This window comes from Streptomyces sp. NPDC047000, assembly GCF_040644295.1.
In the GTDB taxonomy this organism is placed as follows: domain Bacteria; phylum Actinomycetota; class Actinomycetes; order Streptomycetales; family Streptomycetaceae; genus Streptomyces.
Map to the genome: position 1 here is coordinate 53,074 of NZ_JBEYWE010000018.1, position 17,932 is coordinate 71,005.

The 17,932-nt window shown below is 75.0% G+C and carries 14 protein-coding genes and 1 pseudogene; 5 read left to right on the forward strand and 10 right to left on the reverse strand.

Going from position 1 to position 17,932, the window contains the following annotated elements; translation table 11 throughout:
- Window positions 1-390: a toxin Doc gene (locus ABZ862_RS25495; RefSeq protein ID WP_360962192.1), complete on the forward strand. Its 390-nt coding sequence runs from the start codon at window positions 1-3 to the stop codon at window positions 388-390.
- A 667-nt stretch (window positions 391-1,057) separates the two neighbouring features.
- Here ABZ862_RS25495 and ABZ862_RS25500 read toward each other — a convergent pair.
- The gene (locus tag ABZ862_RS25500; RefSeq protein ID WP_360962195.1) at window positions 1,058-1,489 is read right to left on the reverse strand and encodes an STAS domain-containing protein; all 432 of its coding nucleotides are present in this window, start codon (window positions 1,487-1,489) and stop codon (window positions 1,058-1,060) included.
- Between the two features lie 235 nt (window positions 1,490-1,724).
- Window positions 1,725-3,233 (reverse strand): MFS transporter, encoded by a 1,509-nt coding sequence (locus ABZ862_RS25505; protein WP_360962197.1) that lies wholly within the window; start codon window positions 3,231-3,233, stop codon window positions 1,725-1,727.
- Between the two features lie 410 nt (window positions 3,234-3,643).
- Between ABZ862_RS25505 and ABZ862_RS25510 the strand changes: the two genes are divergently transcribed.
- On the forward strand, window positions 3,644-4,960 hold the full coding sequence (locus ABZ862_RS25510; protein WP_360962200.1) for a S1 family peptidase: 1,317 nt from the start codon (window positions 3,644-3,646) through the stop codon (window positions 4,958-4,960).
- Window positions 4,961-5,214: 254 nt separating this feature from the next.
- Here the strand turns inward: ABZ862_RS25510 and ABZ862_RS25515 are convergent, their stop codons facing one another.
- A complete protein-coding gene (locus tag ABZ862_RS25515; protein WP_360962203.1) occupies window positions 5,215-7,347 on the reverse strand; it encodes a SpoIIE family protein phosphatase in 2,133 nt (710 codons plus the stop codon).
- Window positions 7,348-7,614: 267 nt separating this feature from the next.
- On the opposite strand from ABZ862_RS25515, the gene ABZ862_RS25520 reads away from it, so the two are divergent.
- Both ABZ862_RS25520 and ABZ862_RS25525 read left to right on the forward strand, forming a co-directional pair.
- Window positions 7,615-10,083 (forward strand): SpoIIE family protein phosphatase, encoded by a 2,469-nt coding sequence (locus ABZ862_RS25520; protein WP_360962206.1) that lies wholly within the window; start codon window positions 7,615-7,617, stop codon window positions 10,081-10,083.
- Window positions 10,084-10,176: 93 nt separating this feature from the next.
- Window positions 10,177-10,452: a hypothetical protein gene (locus ABZ862_RS25525; protein ID WP_360962209.1), complete on the forward strand. Its 276-nt coding sequence runs from the start codon at window positions 10,177-10,179 to the stop codon at window positions 10,450-10,452.
- 34 nt (window positions 10,453-10,486) lie between these two features.
- Here the strand turns inward: ABZ862_RS25525 and ABZ862_RS25530 are convergent, their stop codons facing one another.
- Genes ABZ862_RS25530 through ABZ862_RS25540 form a run of 3 tightly spaced genes read right to left on the reverse strand, consistent with a single transcriptional unit; the run spans window position 10,487 to window position 13,079 of the window.
- Window positions 10,487-11,077, reverse strand: coding sequence for a hydrolase (locus tag ABZ862_RS25530; protein WP_360962212.1), 591 nt, complete (start codon window positions 11,075-11,077; stop codon window positions 10,487-10,489).
- A 2-nt stretch (window positions 11,078-11,079) separates the two neighbouring features.
- Window positions 11,080-12,618, reverse strand: a complete 1,539-nt coding sequence (locus ABZ862_RS25535) for an MFS transporter (RefSeq protein ID WP_360962215.1) — start codon at window positions 12,616-12,618, stop codon at window positions 11,080-11,082.
- Window positions 12,618-13,079, reverse strand: coding sequence for a MarR family transcriptional regulator (locus ABZ862_RS25540; RefSeq protein WP_360962217.1), 462 nt, complete (start codon window positions 13,077-13,079; stop codon window positions 12,618-12,620). Before ABZ862_RS25540 ends, ABZ862_RS25535 begins: the two co-directional genes overlap by 1 nt.
- A gap of 112 nt (window positions 13,080-13,191) precedes the next feature.
- On the opposite strand from ABZ862_RS25540, the pseudogene ABZ862_RS25545 reads away from it, so the two are divergent.
- Window positions 13,192-13,470 (forward strand): annotated as a pseudogene (locus ABZ862_RS25545) (metallophosphoesterase family protein); the annotation flags it as partial.
- Between the two features lie 219 nt (window positions 13,471-13,689).
- Here the strand turns inward: ABZ862_RS25545 and ABZ862_RS25550 are convergent.
- From ABZ862_RS25550 to ABZ862_RS25565, 4 genes are all read right to left on the reverse strand, one after another.
- On the reverse strand, window positions 13,690-14,367 hold the full coding sequence (locus ABZ862_RS25550) for an SRPBCC family protein (protein WP_360962220.1): 678 nt from the start codon (window positions 14,365-14,367) through the stop codon (window positions 13,690-13,692).
- Between the two features lie 80 nt (window positions 14,368-14,447).
- Window positions 14,448-15,548: an XdhC/CoxI family protein gene (locus ABZ862_RS25555; RefSeq protein ID WP_360962223.1), complete on the reverse strand. Its 1,101-nt coding sequence runs from the start codon at window positions 15,546-15,548 to the stop codon at window positions 14,448-14,450.
- Window positions 15,541-17,070, reverse strand: coding sequence for a VWA domain-containing protein (locus tag ABZ862_RS25560; protein ID WP_360962226.1), 1,530 nt, complete (start codon window positions 17,068-17,070; stop codon window positions 15,541-15,543). The genes ABZ862_RS25555 and ABZ862_RS25560 overlap by 8 nt, the downstream gene beginning before the upstream one ends.
- Window positions 17,067-17,924 carry a MoxR family ATPase gene (locus tag ABZ862_RS25565; RefSeq protein ID WP_360962229.1) on the reverse strand — a complete coding sequence of 286 codons (858 nt, stop codon included), beginning with the start codon at window positions 17,922-17,924 and terminating at the stop codon, window positions 17,067-17,069. Before ABZ862_RS25565 ends, ABZ862_RS25560 begins: the two co-directional genes overlap by 4 nt.
- Window positions 17,925-17,932 lie beyond the last annotated feature (8 nt).

A 17,932-nucleotide genomic window follows, 5' to 3' on the forward strand; every position in this document is an offset into this window, starting at 1 on the left:
ATGTCACCCGCCTCCCATCCCGTCATCCACATCGACGTGCCCTGGCTGCTGCAGCGCCATGAGGAAGTCATGCCGGAGCAGCCCTCGATCAACGACTTCTCCGCGCTGGTCGCCGCCGTGGCCCGGCACCGTGTCGATCCGCCCCGGCTCGGTGTCGACTCCGACCCCGCCTGGCGGGCCGCCGCCCTGCTGCACACCCTTGCCCTCCTCAAGCCGCTGCCCTCCGCCAACGCGCGCTTCGCCTGCGCCACCGCGGTGGCGTACATGTTCGTCAGCGGCGCCGGTATCGACCCGCCCTACGGCGCGATCGTCGACCTGGCCCGGGACCTGATGTCCGGCACGGCGGACGTCTACGGCGCCGCGGACCGGCTGCGCTCCTGGCAGATCTGAGAGGCCGGGTAGGGGGACCGGCCGGGGGGAAGCTCAGGGCCCGCGGGGAGCAGGGCGGGCTCGGGCGGGGCGGCCTCTCGGGCCGCCGGTCCAGGGCGGGAGGAGCTGGGCCGGCGACCGTTTCGCGCGGGAGAGCCGCCGTCCCGCGCGGGGCCTCCGAGAGGGCCGTTCCCATGGGACTACGGCCGCCGCGGCGCGGGGAGCGTGCGCGTGGTACCGGCGCGGGTGCGGGGTTCACACGGGGCGCCCGCCCGGCGGAGCGGGGCCGGGGCCCGGGCGGCATGTTTCAGGACGATTGCCGAGCAGGGGGTATTCGGCCATCTGGCCGACTCCGGCGATCGGGAAGCGCTTGGTTACGGGTCTCACTCGATCGTCTTCTGTTACTTCACGCCACTGATTGAACACAAAAGGTTACCGAAACCTGTGTGTCCGATGTGTGTTCCAGGCGTGGACTCGGCAGACTCGCGCTCGCCGCGGCCACGACGCGCGGTCGTGAGGTACCGCGGCTCCGAGGTGCTGTCACCTCGTCCCGGACCGGGATCGTACGGCCCCTCGGGTACGCCGGAGGAAGCCCGCCACTGGGGAGTGCGGGCCTCCCCGCGGGGGCCCGCGATCCCGTACCGGGGGCCGGTGGGGCGGAGTGGGGCCGCCCTGCCGGCCCCCGCGATCAGCGCCGCTCCCGGGCGCCGCCGCCGGGACCGGGGATGCCGGGGAGCGGCGGGAAGCGCTTCAGCAGCCCCGAGGCGCGCAGCAGGCGCAGGACGCGCGGATCCTCGCAGACCAGCCGCAGCCGGCCGCCCTGCGCGCCGGCCCGGGTCTCGGCCCGGCACAGCACCCGCAGTCCCGAGCAGTCCAGGAAGGCGACGGGACGCAGATCGACCAGTACGTCAGGTCCGGGCCCGGCCGTCGCGGCGTCCAGGTGCTCGGCGAGCCGTCCGGCGCTCTCCAGGTCGATCTCGCCCGCGGCCTCGACCACCGTGAAGCGGCCGTACGCGTAGGTGCGGGCGTTGCCGTTCGCTGCCGGCCCGAGGCCGTGGTAAGGCGCGGTGGCCGGGCCTCCGGGCGGTCGGGGAGCGCGGTCGTCGGTGTCCGGAGTCATGTCCGCTCCAGCTGGGGCGAGGCCGAGTTCGGTTCCGGAAGCTACCCCGCTCGACGCGGTGGCATCCCTCCGGGGCGGCCCGCAAGATCTAGTTCACTCGTGGCGGTGAACTTCTCGGATTCAGCTTGACTCAAGGGTCTGGTGGTGGCCATTCGTGCGGCCGGTTCGGCGCGGGAAGGGCCGCCGTCTCCCTGCAGACGGCGGCCCCCGGGGTCCGTGCGGCTCGTGGCGGCGGTCACATGTGGACGACCGTCGCGGCGGTCGCGTCCTGCTGCGGCAGGCCCCGCCGGTAGAGCAGGAACGCGATCAGGGTGCCGGCGGCGAAGAGCGCCGCCGACCACCAGAACGCGGTGGTGTAGCTCTCGATGGTGGCCTGCGCCCGGACCGCCCCGCTCGTCGCGTCACGCCCGGCCAGGTAGTCGGTCGCCGCGCTCGCGGCCAGCGTGTTCAGCAGCGCCGTACCGATCGAACCACCCACCTGCTGCATGGCGTTGACCGTCGCGGAGGCGACGCCCGCGTCCTCGGCGGCGACCCCGCCGGTGGCCAGCTGCATGGCCGGCGGCATCACCAGGCCGAGGCCCACGCCGATCACGACGATCTGCGGCAGCACGCCGCTCGCGTAGTGCGAGCCCAGGCCGATGCCGCTCAGCCAGGCCATGCCGGCCGTGGCGATCGCGAAGCCCAGCGGGATGACCGCCTTCGGGCCGATCCGGGGGAGCAGCACCGTGGTGCCCACCTGGGCGGCCACCATGAGCGCGGCGACCATCGGCAGGAACGCCACACCGGTCTTCGTCGGGCTGAAGCCGAGGTTCAGCTGGAGGTAGTAGGTGAGGAACAGGAACACGCCGAACATCCCGGCGCCCGTGATCAGCACCGCGGTGAAGGAGGCCGCGCGGTCCCTGTCGAGCAGGATGCGCAGCGGCAGCAGCGGGTGCGCGGCCCGGGTCTGCCACCATGCGAACGCCGCCAGCAGCACCCCGCCCGCCGTCAGGAAGCCCCAGGTCAGCGGGGAGCCCCAGTCGTGGGTCTCGGCGTTGGAGAAGCCGTAGACCAGGGTGAACAGACCGGCGGCGACCAGGACCGTGCCCGGCACGTCCAGCCGGGAGTCCGCGGCGTCGCGGTGGTTGCCCAGCAGCAGCCAGCCGCCGGTGAACGCGAGGACGGCGATGGCCACGTTGACGTACAGCGTCCAGCGCCAGTCCAGCGCGTCGGTCAGCAGACCGCCGAGCAGCAGGCCGACGGCGCCGCCCGCGCCCGCTATGGCGCCGTACACGCTGAACGCCCTGGCCCGCTCGCGGGCGTCGGTGAACGTCGTGTTCAGCAGGGACAGGGCCGCCGGGGCCAGCAGCGCGCCGAACGCGCCCTGCAGGGCGCGCGCGGCGACCAGCATGCCGAAGCCGGTCGCCGCGCCGCCGAACGCGGAGGCCGCGGCGAAGCCGACGACACCGGCGAGGAAGGCGGGCTTGCGGCCGAACAGGTCGGCGATCCGGCCGCCGAGCAGCAGCAGGGAGGCGAACGCGAGGGCGTAGGCGGTGACGATCCACTGCCGGTTGCCGTCGGAGAAGCCGAGGTCCGCCTGGGCGGACGGCAGGGCGATGTTCACGATGGTCGCGTCCAGCACGACCATCAGCTGTGCCACGGCGATGACGGCCAGGATCCACCAGCGCCTGGGGGCGGCCGCGTCGTGCGCGGTGCCGGCCGCGGCGCCCGTGGGGGCGCGGCCGGAAAGGGTCTTCTGTGGCATCGGGAACCACTCCAGGGAAGTCGTTCAGAAGCTCGAATGTTCGCGATTCGGCAGTTCGGCGTTCCGGAACGAAACGGTTTCGTACAGGGCGAGCCTAGAGGACTTCCATCGAAACGGCAACGTTTCGCACGGGGGTGGGGGCGAGCGGCGGGTCGCGGGGTTCCCGCTCGTGACGGTTCGTCACCTCACGGGTGGTGTGCGCACCGGTCCGGGCGGTCGATTCGTATGCGGCTCAAAGGAGTTGGCAAACGGAATTGAACGCCCCGCCCGTCCCGCCCGTACCTAGAGCCGTCCGGTCGCCTCAGCACGACGAGAACCACCGTGAACGAGCAGGCACCCGTAAGGACAGGCCCGAGCAGGCGACTGCGGGCCGGCGGCACGGACCCCGTCCCCCCAGGAGGTCGAGAAGGTTGAGTCACAAGCGAATTCCGAAGCGCAAGGCCGCGATAGCCGTCGGCGGTATCGCGGCGCTCGGAGCGGCCGCGATCCTGCTGCCGAACGCCAACGCCTCCCAGGACGGCGGCGCGGCCGCGAGCGCCGCTCCCAAGACCCTCAAGGCGGGCGACGCCTCCCAGCTCGCCTCGCAGCTCTCCGGCCTGATGGGCGACACCTTCGCGGGGTCCTACTACGACGCCGCCACCAAGCAGCTCGTCGTCAACGTGGTCGGCGCCGACAGCAGCGCCGTGACCCAGGCCGAGCAGGCGGGCGCCAAGGTCCGCACGGTCACCAACAGCACGGCCGAACTCAAGTCGGCCGCACAGACCTTGAAGACCAAGGCCACCATCCCCGGCACCGCGTGGGCCGTCGACCCGAGGACCGACAAGGTCGTCGTGACCGCCGACAGCACCGTCACCGGCACCCAGTGGGCCACCCTGCGGTCCACCGTCCAGGGTCTCGGCACCGGCATGGCCACGCTGAAGAAGTCCGCGGGCACCTTCAAGACCTTCGTGTCCGGCGGCGACGCCATCTTCTCCCAGATCACCGGCGGCACCGTACGCTGCTCCCTGGGCTTCAACGTCACCGCCAGCGACGGCAGTCCGGCCTTCCTGACCGCCGGTCACTGCGGCGTCGCCGCCAAGCAGTGGTCCGACTCGCAGGGCGGCGCGCCCATCGCCACCGTCGACCAGGCGGTCTTCCCCGGCAACGACTTCTCGCTCGTCAAGTACGACGACCCCGCCACCCAGACCACCAGCGACGTCAACGTCGGCAACGGACAGACCGTCCAGATCACCGCGGCCGCCGACGCCACCGTCGGCGAGACCGTGTTCCGGATGGGCTCCACCACCGGTCTGCACAACGGCCAGGTCACCGGTCTCGACGCCACCGTCAACTTCCAGAGCGAGACCGATCCGAACGGCGTCGACACGGTCAACGGCCTCATCCAGACGAACGTCTGCGCCGAGGCCGGCGACAGCGGCGGCTCCCTGTTCACCCAGGACGGCGGCGCGGTCGGCCTCACCTCCGGCGGCAGCGGCGACTGCACCACCGGCGGCGAGACCTTCTTCCAGCCGGTCACCGCCGCCCTCCAGGCCACCGGCGCCACCCTCGGCGACGGCACGGGCGCCGCGGGCGGCGGCCAGTCGGCGTCCGCCGACCCGTCCGCCACGGCCGCGGACCCCTCCGCCACGGCCGACCCGTCCGCCACCGCGGCCGACCCCTCCGCGACGGCGGCCGACCCGTCCGCGGCGGCCGGCACCACCAAGCACCGCCGCCGCCACCACGGCTAGAGCCGCGGCGGACGGCGTCCGCCCGTCGCGGCATCCGGCACTCCCCGAGCTCTTCGAGCAGAGGGTGCCCCCGCTCGCCCCGGACCCGGCGGACCCGGCGCTCCCTCCTGACCCGCGCGTTCCCCTCGCGCGGGCACGGTCCACCGGCCGGCCCGGCCGCTCAGCCGCGGTCGCGGCCGGCCCGGTGGACCCGGTCCGGCCCTCCGGCGGGAGGGCCGGACCGGGTTCTGCACCAGCCGCCCCTCCCCGCCGCCTCACTCCCCGGTGCGCAGGAGCAGCAGCGCCACGTCGTCGATCCGGTCCCGTGCGGCCGTGCTGTGCCGGACCAGATGATCGGCGACCTCGTCCAGCGGGCGGTGCCCGATCTCCGCGAGCCGCTCGCCGAGATCCGCGAGGGCGTCCTCGAAGTCGGTCCCGGGGGACTCGATCAGCCCGTCGGTGTAGAGGGCGAGCAGCGAACCGGGGGCCAGCTCGACCTCCGTCGCCGGATACCGGGCCGCGGCCGTGATCCCGAGCAGCGGCCCTCCGGCCAGGTCCAGCGCCCGTACCCGGCCGTCCGGGGGCAGCAGCAGCGGCGGCGGATGCCCGGCCCGCGCCATCAGGGCCACCCCGCGCGCGGGGTCGAGCCGTAGATACAGACAGCTCGCGAACAGCTCCGAACCCAGTTCGATCAGCAGCCGGTTGGTGCTGCGCATGACCTCCTCGGGGCCCTGGCCGACGGTCGTGTACGCGCGTACGGCGGTGCGGATCTGCCCCATCAGACCCGCCGCCGTGACGTTGTGCCCCTGCACGTCCCCGATCACCGCGGCGGGCAGCGGCCGGGCGGGCACCAGGTCGTAGAAGTCGCCGCCGATGTCCATGCCCTGGGTCGCCGGGAGATAGCGCGCGGCCGTACGGAACCCCGTCAGGGGCGGCAGCGACTCCGGCAGCAGAGCCGCCTGGAGGCCGTGCGCGAGCCGGTGCTTGGCGTCGTACAGCTGCGCCCGCTCCAGGGCCTGCGCGATCAGCCCGCCCAGGCTGGTGAGCACGGCGCGTTCCTCGGCGGAGAAGGCGCGCGGCTCGGCGTAGGCGAGGACACAGGTGCCGACCGGGCGGCCGGACGCGATCAGCGGCAGATACGCCCAGGCGGCCAGGCCGTCCGGGATCGCGGGCAGCGCCGGATAGAGCCGCGTCAGGTCCTCCCGCGAGTCGAAGAACGCGGGCACACCCTGCGTCAGCACGCGCACCCCGGGCGTCTGGGCGGTCAGCGGCATGCCGTCGTACTGCAGCACGGTGTGCGTGTCGGCGTAGCCGCGGTGGCCCAGTACGTGCATCCGCCCGGCCCGGGCGGCGAGCACCGCGATGGCGCGGCCGCCCACCGCGGGGACGATCTCGTCCGCGACGAGCTGGACGACGTCCTGCACGCCCACCGCCTGGGTCAGCGCCCCGGCCAGGTTCAGGATCTGGGAGATGGTGACCAGCCCCGTGGACCCGGTGCCGCCGGAGTGGCCCGCCGCGCCCCGGCCCTCCGGCGGCGCCACCGAGCGGGCCCGGCCGACGCGTACGCTCAGGCCGGTGGTGTCCGGGTACATCCGGAACGACAGCCAGGTCGTGGGCGGGCGCAGCGCCACGAACGACGTGATGTGCTGGCTGAGCAGCGCGGCCCGGTAACGGTCCTCGTACACCGGGTCGTTGAGCCACGGCACCGACGCCCAGGGTTTGGTGCCGAGCAGTCTGCCCGCCGGCACCCCGAGCAGGCCGACCGCCGCCGGGCTGACGAACCCGATACGGCCGTGCAGGTCCAGCGACAGCAGCCCGTACGGCAGCCGGGCCACCATCCGCGCCGCCTCGCCCGTACCCAGGGTCCCGGCCATGTCCATCGCCGGCGCGCCGACCAGATCGGGCTCGGCATGCAGCGGCCGCCCCTCCGCCACGGCCCGCTCCAGACGCAGCGCCAGCCGGTCGCAGGCCGCGGCCAGATGATCCCGCGCGTGCCGCGACAGTTCCGGCGTGTGGCCGCCGGGCCAGGTCAGGAAGACGGCGCCGTAGACCGTGGCCGCGGTCGCCACGGGGAGGGCGGCCATCGCGAAGGGGTACGGCAGGACCACCGCGATGCGCGGATACAGGTGCGCCATCTCCGTCTCGCTGCCCACCCACACCAGCCGCCGCTCGCGGGCCGCCTCCGCGACCGGGATGGGCGCGCCGAGCGCCACCCGCTCCCACGGCGCGGAGAACTGCCGTGGGAGCCCGGCCACCACCGCCATCTCCAGCACCGGCTCGTCCGGGTCGAGCAGATACATGGCACCGGAGTGCGCGTGCACCTCCTCCATCATGGAGGCCAGCGCCAGGGACAGCACCGGCCGCCCCACCGGTACCCGAGCGGTCTGTCCCTCGCCCACGCCGCCCACCTCCTCGCACTCCCGTCCTCAGCCTCACCCCTGCCCGCCCGCCCCGCACGGCGAGCCACCGCCCCGCGGCCCGCCCCGCCGCACCGGCGGTGTCCCCGACCGGGGCGGCGGGTGCGGGGCCAGGTGCCCCGGCCTTCCGCCCCCGGCCGGGGGCGCGCCCTGCGGGACCCATGGGTCCGTGCCGTTCACCGGTCGGCGGAGGCCGAGCCGTGCGCCGTGGTGGCCGATGCGGCACAGGGGCTGCGTCGCGCGCTCATACGCGCTGTAATGGCGAACGTGGTCAGTGAGGGCGCTGCGGTGCGTGGATCGAGGACCATGCGTGCCGAGGTGGCCCTGGAAGCAGTCACGGCTGATCCGGCCTCGCCCGAGCGGCTGCGCCGGGTCCTCGAGCAGGCGATCGTCTTCGCCGGTGCGGCGCTCGCCGCCGTGTACACACCGGGCGAGGACGGCGGTCTGCTGTGCCTTCTCGAGTCGGCGGGGCTGCCGCGGGCCCTGTACGGGCTGCGGGAGACCTACCCCGCGGCCGGCGCCTCGCCCGTGGCGGAGGCCCACCGCGGCGGGCGGGCGGTGTGGCTGGGGCCCGGCGAACTCGCCGCGGACCCCGACTGGCACCGGCTGCCCTCCCCGGACCTGCACCTCGCCGCGCTGCCCGTGCACGCCGGTGACGGCGGCGGATGCCTGCTGCTGATCAGCGAGCGCCCCGACGGCTTCGGCACCGAGGACCGCCGGTGCCTCGCGCTGATCGCCGACGCCGTCTCCTGGCCGGTCGCGGCCGAACGGACCCGGGGCGAAGACCTGCCCCCGGGCGCCTTCAGCCTGTCCATGGACACCGGCCGGGTCGAGGTCGGCCCCCACATCCTGGAACTGTTCGGCATCGGATCCGGCGCCTTCGACGGCAAGGTCGAGACCCTTCTCGGCCGCACACTGCCCGAGGACCTGCCCGCGCTGATGTCCGTCACCGAGGCCGACCACATGGCCATCGGCGACCGCGAACTCGAGTTCCGCATCCTCCAGCCCGCCGGCCCGCCCCGCTGGCTGCGGCTGCGCGGCCGGCTGCTGCCCAGCGGGGAAGGCCGCCCCGCCCGTCTGGTCGGCACCGTCGCCGACGCGTCCGCGCTGCGCACCGGTGTCACCGACGTCGCCCGCGTCCAGCGCCTCGCCGCCGCGCTCGCCAACGCGGGCACCGCCCGGGACGTCGGCCAGGCCATGGTCAACGCCCTGCGCGAGCCGCTGCGCGCCGACCGGGTGGCGCTCGCCGAACTCGAGGGCGACCGGCTCGTCGTCACCGTCCTCGACCCGCCCGAACCGGAGAGCTGGCCCGAGCTGTGGCGTCAGGAGTGGCGCGGCGAGTGGCCGGACGCCGCGGTGCGCGACATGCCCACCCTCGCCGACGCCCTCCGCGAGGGCCGCCCCGGCGTCTGGCCCGCCGGCGCCGCCCTCGAACCCGCCCTCGCTGAGGTCGGCCCCGGCGGACTCGCCGTCCTGCCGCTGGCCGCGGGCTACCGGATGGCCGGCGTCTGCCTGATCGGCTGGACCGCCCCCCACGACTTCGGCCCCGACGAGCGTGCCCTGCTCACCGCCTCCGCCGGGCTCGCCGGACAGGCCCTGCTGCGGGCCCGTGCCTTCGACGCCGAGCACGAACTGGTCGGCATGCTCCAGCGCCAGCTCCTGCCGCGCCGGCTGCCCCGGCTGCCCGGTGCGGTCGCGGTGGCCCGCTACCTCCCGGCCACCGGGGGCCTGGAGGTCGGCGGCGACTGGTACGACGTGATCCCGCTGCCCGACAACCACGTGGCCCTGGTCATCGGCGACGTCCAGGGGCACAGCACGGCCGCCGCCACCCTCATGGGCCAGATGCGGACCGCCCTGCGCGCCTACGCGGCCGAGGGACACCCGCCCGACGTGGTGGTCTCCCACGCCAACCGTCTCCTCATGGAGATGGAGACCGACCTCTTCGCCACCTGCTGCTACGTCGACCTCGACATGGAGGAGGGTTCCGCCTGGTACGTCCGCGCCGGTCATCTGCCGCCCGTGCTGCGCCACCCCGACGGCCGTACCGAGATCCCCGGCGAGGACGGCGGCCCGCCGCTGGGCGTGGTCGCACAGGCCGACTTCCCGATGAGCCCGCTGCGGCTGCGGCCCGGCACACTGGTCGCCCTCACCACCGACGGCCTGGTCGAGTCCCCCGACGCGGACATCGACACCGGTATGGACGACCTCGCCCACCGGCTCGCCCTGTCCGACCCCGGCCACCTCGGGCTCGTCGCCGACGCCCTGCTCGACGGCGCCCGCCGCAGCGACGACGTCGCCCTGCTCCTGATGCGCTACGACGGCATGGCCGTGCGCCCGCTGCGCGAGGGCTGGACGGTGTGGCGGGTGCCGGAGGCCGTCCGGCAGGCCCGCCGCTTCACCCGCCGTACGATGCGGGCCTGGGGCGTGCCGGGCGACGCGCTGGACGCCGTACTGCTCGTCGTGTCGGAACTCGTCACCAACGCCCTCGTGCACACCGGCGGTCCGGTCCGCCTCGACCTCACCCTGGTCGGCCACCGGCTCCGCGTCGCGGTCTCCGACGCCTCGGCCCGCACCCCCGCCAAGCCGACCAGCATCGGCTGGGAGGCCACCGGCGGGCGCGGCCTGCTCCTGGTGGAGGCCGTGTCGGCGGCGTGGGGGTCGGTCCCGGTCAGCGGCGGCAAGCAGGTGTGGAGCGAACTGGTCCTGGACTCCGACGGCGGACCGTGACACGGCCGCCGCACGTCCACTCGGGTGCGTGCGGGCCCCGGCGCGGCAGGTCGCGGCGCCCGTGCGACGGCACGTGTGATGGGGTGCGTGCCTGTGGCGCACACCTTTGAGGAACTCGTGGAGAAGCAGCGCGCGGCCGACGCGGCGCACGACCAGGTGAAGGGGCTGCGGAACACCTACGGCTCCCCGACGCGCGAGACCTGGACCGAGGCCCAGACCGAGACGTACGAGACGGCCGTACGGGCCTGGCGGGACCTGGCCAGGGACACGCAGAGCGCGGTGAGCGAGTACGCCCGGGACGAGGGGCGCCCACGGGCCGACGTCGAGGCGGACGTGGAGGAGGCCGCCACCGCGCCCCCGGCCCCCTGACCGCCGCCCCGGCGATCAGGAGCCCCGCGGCGGCTCAGCGCGTCTCGTCGGTCTTGGCGAGGAGCTCGAGGATCTCGGCCGTCGTGCCCGTCTCGCCGAGCCGGGGGAAGATCCGCTCCACGCTGCCGCGGTGCGCCTCCGGATCGGCGTCGGCGACGGCGTCCGTGGCGACGGTGACGTGGTAGCCGTGCTCGTGGGCGGCGCGGGCGGTGGACTCCACGCCGATGCTGGTGGCGATGCCGGTCAGCACGATCTGCGTGACCCCGCGGCGGCGCAGCTGCACATCGAGGTCGGTGCCGTGGAAGGCGCCCCAGTTGTGCTTGGTGACAAGGATGTCGCCCGGGTGCCCGGCCAGTTCGTCCGCGATCACGTCCCAGCCCTCGGGCCGGGCGCCCCCGGCCCGGCTCCGCTCCACCCGGCCCGGGACCAGGTCCCCGCCGTCGGCGGCGAAGGACACCCGGACCAGCACCACGGGCAGTCCCCGGGAGCGGAAGGCTTCGGCGAGTCCGGCCGTCCGGCCGACCACTTCGGTCCCGCTGTGGGGCTGGGTGGGCAGGGCGACGATGCCGCCCTGGAGGTCGATGACGACGAGCGCGGTACGCGGGTCGAGGGTGGTGAGAGCCATGGTCATGCCTTTCGACGGGGGTGGGGGTCCGGTGCGGGGCCCGGCTCGGCGGACGGGCCCGGCTCGGTGGACGTGGTGGACTCGGTGGACTCGGTGGACGAGTCCGGCGGGTGGGGGACGGACGGGGCGGACGGGCTGGACGGGTCCGTGCGGGCCGTCAGCGCGGCGAGCGAGCGGTCGGGCAGGGTCGTCACCAGCAGCAGCACCGAGCCGGCCGCCATGAACAGGGCCAGGTGGTGCAGCCCGGGCGTGTCGGCGTGCTGCGGGAAGAACGCGGCGGTGGCGGCGGACGCGGAGAGCGCGCCCAGGTACATGAAGGTGCGCAGCAGCCCGGCGGCGGAACCGATGTGCGCCGGGTCGGCCTGCCGGTACAGGGCGTTCTGCGCGGCGAGCCCGATCAGCCCCTGCGGTACGCCCATCACGGCGGCCACCGCCACCAGCGCCCAGAGCGGGCTGGCCGAGCCGAGCAGCAGCAGCCCCGCACACCCGGTCAGCTGGATCAGCGCGCCGGTCACCAGCTTGCCCCACACCGCCTCCCGGCGGCCGGTGAGCGCGGAGACGGTGACCGCGGTGGCCGACACCGGCAGCATGACCAGCCCCGCCGTGGAGGGACCGAGGCCGCGGCCCTGCTCCACCCACTGGGTGAAGCCGTACAGGTAGGAGTACGCCGTGGTGTAGGCCAGGAACTGACGCAGATACGTCGCCAGCAGCGCCGGGTTCCCGCCGAGGACGCGCAGGTCGATGAACGGATCGGTGGTCCGCAGCTCCCGGACGGCGAAGGCACAGGCCGCCGCCGCGGACAGCGCGGGCAGGTACAGGCGGCCGGGCCGGGGGTCCATCAGGAACAGCATCAGCGCGATCAGCACCACGGCGAACAGCACCATGCCCGCGGCGTCGACCGGGCGCCGCTCGCCCCGGCCGGCCTTCGGCAGCCGCAGCGCCCCGAGGGCCAGACAGGCCGCCGACAGGGGCACGTTCACCGTGAACACGGCGTGCCAGCCGCCGACGCCGATGAGCAGTCCACCGAGCGCCGGTCCGACGACGGCGACGGTCTGGCCGGCGACCGCCAGCGCGGTCAGCACACCGGCGGGACTGTCCCGTCCCGTGCGTCCCGCCTCCGCCCGGATCAGCCGCATCGCCGCCGGGTACGCCGCGGACGTACCGAGACCGAGCAGCACCCGCGCGCCGATCAGCACGCCGAGCGAGGGGGCGAGGGCACCCATGAGCCCGGCCACCCCGACCAGGGCGGTGCCGGTGAGATAGAGGCGCCGCGGACCGTACATGTCCACCAGACGGCCGATCACCGGCTGGCCGACGGCGGTCGCGAGATACAGCGCGGACACCAGCCAGACCGTCTGCGCGGGCGGCGCCCCGAAGGCGACCCCGATCGGCACCAGCGCCACGGCGATCATCGAGGAGTTGACGGGGTTCAGCACGGACCCCAGCACCATCGGTGCGATCAGCCGGCGGTCGAAGGTGTCCGGGGCGGGCCCGCCGGTTTGTGGGCCGCGCCGCCGGAGGATGCCCGGGAGCCCGGGCATCACGGCTGCGACAGCCGTTCCAGCAGCGCCAGGGCCTCGATGACGGTCCGGCGCTCGTCCTCGGTGTACCGCTCGTCGAGGGCGCGGACCAGCCACTGGGCGCGGGCCTGCCGGTTGTCCTCGCCCCGGGCGCGTCCGGCGTCGGTCAGGAAGACCAGCTGACGCCGGCCGTCGTCGGGGTCGGGGGAGCGGTGGATCAGCCCGTGCCGTTCGAGCGCGGCGAGGGTGGCGGCCATCGACTGCGGCCGGACCCCCTCGGCCGACGCCAGCGCGCTGGCCGTGGCCGCGCCGTGCTTGCCGACCAGGGTCAGCGCGGACTCCTGCGACGGTGTGAGGTCGTCGTCCTGGGCGACCTCACGGATCCGCCGCCGCAGCCGGCTGAACAGGACCCGCAGGTCCCGGGCGGCCCGGGCGGCGGACTCGGAGACACCTGCGGGTGGGGCGGAGGGTGCTTCTGCCATACGGGCAGCCTAAATTCGACAGGTAAGCCTGTCCAGTTCGAACTGAACAGTTTTACCTGACGAAAACCTGAGTCCTCTCCGAGGAGGTTCCGGAGTCGGGCCTGCGGGCCGGGCCTACGCCGGACCGGGAGGCCTGTGTTTCGCCGTCGTCCACGAGACGGGACCGGCCAAAGGCCGTGAGGAACGCCGCGCCGCGGGCTTCCCCGGCGTGGACGTCCTGGTGTTCGGACACAGCCGCATCCCCCGGGACACCACCGCGCCCTCCGGGCTGCGGCTGCTCGATCCCGGCTCACCGACCGCCCGGCGCCGCCGGCCGCACTGCACCTGTCTGACCGCGACGGCCGCCGACAGCCGCCTCACCGAGGTGGAACCGCACCGCCTGCCGCCGCGTCGAGCGCCCCGCCGGGCGGCCGTGTGGAACGCCGCCGTCGGAAGAAACCGCACCGGAAGCGTGACCGGGCCGCTCCTCGGTCGAGGGGCGGCCCGGCTGTTGCGAGTGCGTGTGATGTCACGGACCTCCTTCCTCTGCGAAGAATGCTCCGACGGCTCGCGCGTACCCCCTCCGGAGCGGCTCACACCACCGGAGGGGGAAGAGCTCCGCCGGACGGACTCAGGGCCGCCCGCGCCGCCACAGGCGTATCACCACCCACGCCAGCGCCGCGGCGGCCGCCAGCACCACGCCGGCGCGCTTGGCCACCGGCACCGCCGCGGCACGGAACAGGTCCAGGGGCTCCGTCCCGGCCTCGTCCGGCGGGGCCCCGGCGGCCCCTACGACACCGGCCGCCCCGCCGGCCACCACCGCCCCCGGCGGCGCCTCCTGCGTCTCCTGCTCCGCCGGTTCCGCCGGGGCCGTCAGCCGCTGCGACAGGCATGCCGCGAACTGCCCCACCAGCCGGTCGCCCACCTCCGCGATGACCCCGCGCCCGAACTGCGCCGGACGCCCCGTCACCGTCAGCTCGGTGCGCACCGACACCGTCGTACCGCCGTCGTGCCCGGTCAGGGCCCCGGTCACGGTCGCCCGCGCGGTGCCCTGGCCGCGGGTCTCCCGGCCGGTCGCGACGAGCACCATGCGGTGGGCGGCGCCGTCCTGCTCCTCGAAGACGGCGGTTCCCTTGTACGTCATCGTGATCGGGCCCACCTTGACCTTCACCGAGCCGGTGACGGTCTTCCCGTCGTACGCCTCCACCGTCGCACCGGGCATGCAGGGCGCCACCCGTTCGATGTCGAGGAGCGTGTGCCAGGCCTCGTCGACCGGGACCGGCACGGTGAACTCGTGGTGCAGCTCCATGTCTTCCTCCCGTTCTCGTCCCCCCGCCCGTCTCTTCCGTCCCCCCGGACCGTGCGCGGACCGGCGCTCCCGCTGAGGAGTCAGCCCGCCGGATGGATGGCGCCCGCCGTGGCCGTCAGCGGGGCGCCGCTGCCGCGCCAGCGCAGGGCCACGATCTCGGCGGCCACCGACACCGCCACCTCCTCGGGTGTCCGGGCCCCGAGGTCGAGACCGACCGGGGAGCGCAGCCGCGCCAGCTCCTGTGGTGTCAGTCCGGCCTCGACCAGCCGTTTCATCCGGTCGTCATGGGTACGGCGGCTGCCCATCGCCCCGATGTACGCGGCCTTCCTGCGCAGCGCCACCTCCAGCAGCGGTACGTCGAACTTGGGATCGTGGGTGAGCACGCAGATCACCGTGCGTTCGTCGGTCTCGGTGCCGCCGAGATAGCGGTGCGGCCAGTCCACGACCACCTCGACCGCACCGGGAAAACGTTTCGGCGTGGCGAAGACGGGGCGGGCGTCGCAGACGGTGACCCGGTAGCCCAGGAAGTCGCCGATCCTGGCGACCGCGGCGGCGTAGTCGATCGCGCCGAACACCAGCATCCGCGGCGGCGGCGCGAAGGAGTGCAGGAACACGGTGACGGCGTCCTCACGGCGCTCACCGCGCGCACCGTAGTGCCTCAGGCCCGTGGCGCCGAGGGCCAGTTCACCGCGGGCGTCGGCGGTGACGGCGGCGTCGAGACCCTCGTTGCCCAGGGTGCCGGAGACCTTGTCCGGCCAGACGGCCAGCGTGGCGCCGGGCCGGGCCGGGCCGTCGGTCACCGTGGCCACGGTCACCGGACGGCCGGCGGCCACGGACCCGGCGACCTCGGCGAAGCCGGGGTCGGTGTCACGGGTGACCGGGCGGACCAGCACGGTGATCTCACCGCCGCAGGTGAGACCGACGGCGAAGGCGTCGTCGTCGCTGTAGCCGAAGGTGGTGAGCCGGGCCTCGCCGCTCGTCATGACCTCCTGGGCGAGTTCGAACACCGCGCCCTCGACACATCCGCCGGACACACTGCCCACGACCTCGTCCTCCGGTCCGACGGCCATCGCGGCCCCGGGGTCACGCGGCGCACTGCGGCTCGTCCCGACCACCGTGGCGAGACCGAACGGCGCCCCCGCCGCGTACCACCGGCTCAGCGCCGGAAGAATGTCACGCAAGACCTGCTCCTTTCCCGAGGCCCTCCTGGGCCGCCCCCGGCGTCGCCGCCGCAGTTCTGTGTGCCGTGTCCGGCGTACGCCCCGGGTACCCCGCACGTCCCCCGGCTCCCGCACGTCCCCCGGCTCCCGCGCGTGCCCGCCCGCCGCCCGGTGCCGCCGCGCCACGCACCACCCGCGCCAGTTCCTCCAGCGCCGCCAGGCTGTGGCCCGCCACGAAGGCGTCCACGTCCGGGAGGGCCGCCGCCATCCCGGCCGCCAGCGGGGCGTACCCGGGGCGGGCCTTCAGCGGGTTGGCCCAGACGACACGGTGGGCCAGGCGGTGCAGGCGGCGCATCTGGGCGGCGAGCAGCTCCGGATCGCCGCGCTCCCAGCCGTCGGACAGCACGACGACCACCGCGCCGCGCGCCATCCCCCGCTGGCCCCAGCGGTTCAGGAACTCCCGCAGCAGCCCGCCCAGCCGGGTGCCGCCGCGCCAGTCGGGGATCGCCTCCGCGACCGCGGTCATCGCCAGGTCCGGGTCCCGGTGGGACAGCTCGCGGGTGACCCGGGTCAGCCGGGTGCCGACGGTGAACACCTCCGTACGGGCCGAGCCGCGCGTGGCCGCGTGGGCGAAACGCAGCAGCGCGTCGGCGTACGGCGCCATGGAACCGCTGACGTCCACCAGCAGCACCACCCGCCGGGGCCGCTCGGCGCGCGCGTGCCGGCGCAGCCGCGCGGGCTCGCCGCCACGCCGCAGCAGTTCCCGCACCGTGCGGTGCGGATCGACGTCCCCGCGCCGGGCCGGCCGCCGCCGGGCGGTGCGCCGGGTCTGTCCCGGCAGGGTGAACGCGGCCAGCAGCCGCCGCAGCTGCTCGCGTTCGGCCGGGGCGAGAGAGGAGACGTCGCGGTGCCGCAGCACCTCGGCCGCGCTGGCGAGCGCGGCGGTCGGGGGTGCCTGCACCTCGTCCTGACCGGCGGCGCGGGCCCGCCGCCGGGCCTCGTCCCGGGCGACCGGCCGCAGCCGGGGCGGGGCGGCCGCGGGCACCGGCCGGGCACCGCCCTCCCCGCCGCCGAAGTAGGCCGCGAAGACGCGGTCGTAGCGCTCCAGGTCGTCCCGGCCGCCGCACAGCGTCAGCCGTCCCGCCCAGTACACGTCCGCCCGCGCCCCGGGTTCCAGCGCGTCCACCGATCGCAGGAAGGCGTGCAGCCGTTCCGCGCTCGCGTCCACCCCGGCGGCCCGCAGCGCCCGCGCGAACCCCAGCAGCACCGCGTCGCCCCGCAGCCGCCCGCCCGCGCCGTCCGCGTGCGCGGCGCCGCCGGTGTCCTCGCCGGGGCCGCCGCCGCGCGGGTGCCCGCCGGCCCGCTGCGGGGCGTCCGCCGTCCCGGGCCGGGTGCTCGCGCTCCGGGGACCGCCGGAACGGGGCCTGCCGGGACGGGGACCGCGGCCCTCGCTCGGTCCGCCCTCGCCCGGTCCGCCCTCGCCCGGTCCGCTCGCGTCCGGCGGTCCGGCCGCCGGTGCGGTGCCGCCCGTGGTGCCGTTCATGCCCCGCGCCTCGCCAGTACCGCCGCCAGGTCCATGCCGCGGGCCCGTTCCGTGTCCTCCCGGTACTTCAGGACCGAGCCCAGCGTCGCCACCGCCAGCTCCGCGTCGACCTCGGTCGCGCCCAGCGCGGCCAGCGCCTGGGCCCAGTCGATGGTCTCCGCCACCCCGGGCGGCTTCAGCAGGTCCTGCTCGCGCAGCGCCTGTGTGAGAGCCGTGACCTGTTCCGCCAGCCGCGCCGACACCTCCGGCAGCCGGCGGCGCACGATGGCCAGTTCGCGGGCGAAGCCCGGGTGGTCGAACCAGTGGTAGAGGCACCGCCGCTTCAGCGCGTCGTGCACCTCGCGGGTGCGGTTGGAGGTGAGCACCACCACCGGCGGCCGCTCGGCGCGCAGCGTGCCCAGCTCCGGGACGGTGACGGAGAACTCCGACAGCAGCTCCAGCAGGAACGCCTCGAACTCGTCGTCGGCCCGGTCGATCTCGTCGACCAGCAGCACCGACGGCTGGGTCTCCAGCGCCCTCAGCAGGGGCCGGGCGATCAGGAACCGGCGGTCGTACAGCTCGCTCTCCAGCCGCCCCGCGTCCGTGACACCGGCCGCCTCCGCCGCCCGCAGATGCAGCAGCTGGCGCGGGAAGTCCCAGTCGTACAGGGCCTGCGAGGCGTCGATGCCCTCGTAGCACTGGAGCCGGATCAGCGGGGCGTCCAGGGCCTCGGCGAGGGCGGACGCCAGCGCGGTCTTGCCCACGCCGGCGTCGCCCTCGCAGAAGATCGGACGCCCGAGCCGCAGAGCCAGGAAGCAGGCGATGGCGAGACCGTCGTCGACGAGGTACCCCGTCTCCTCCAGGCGGGCCCGCACCTGTGCCG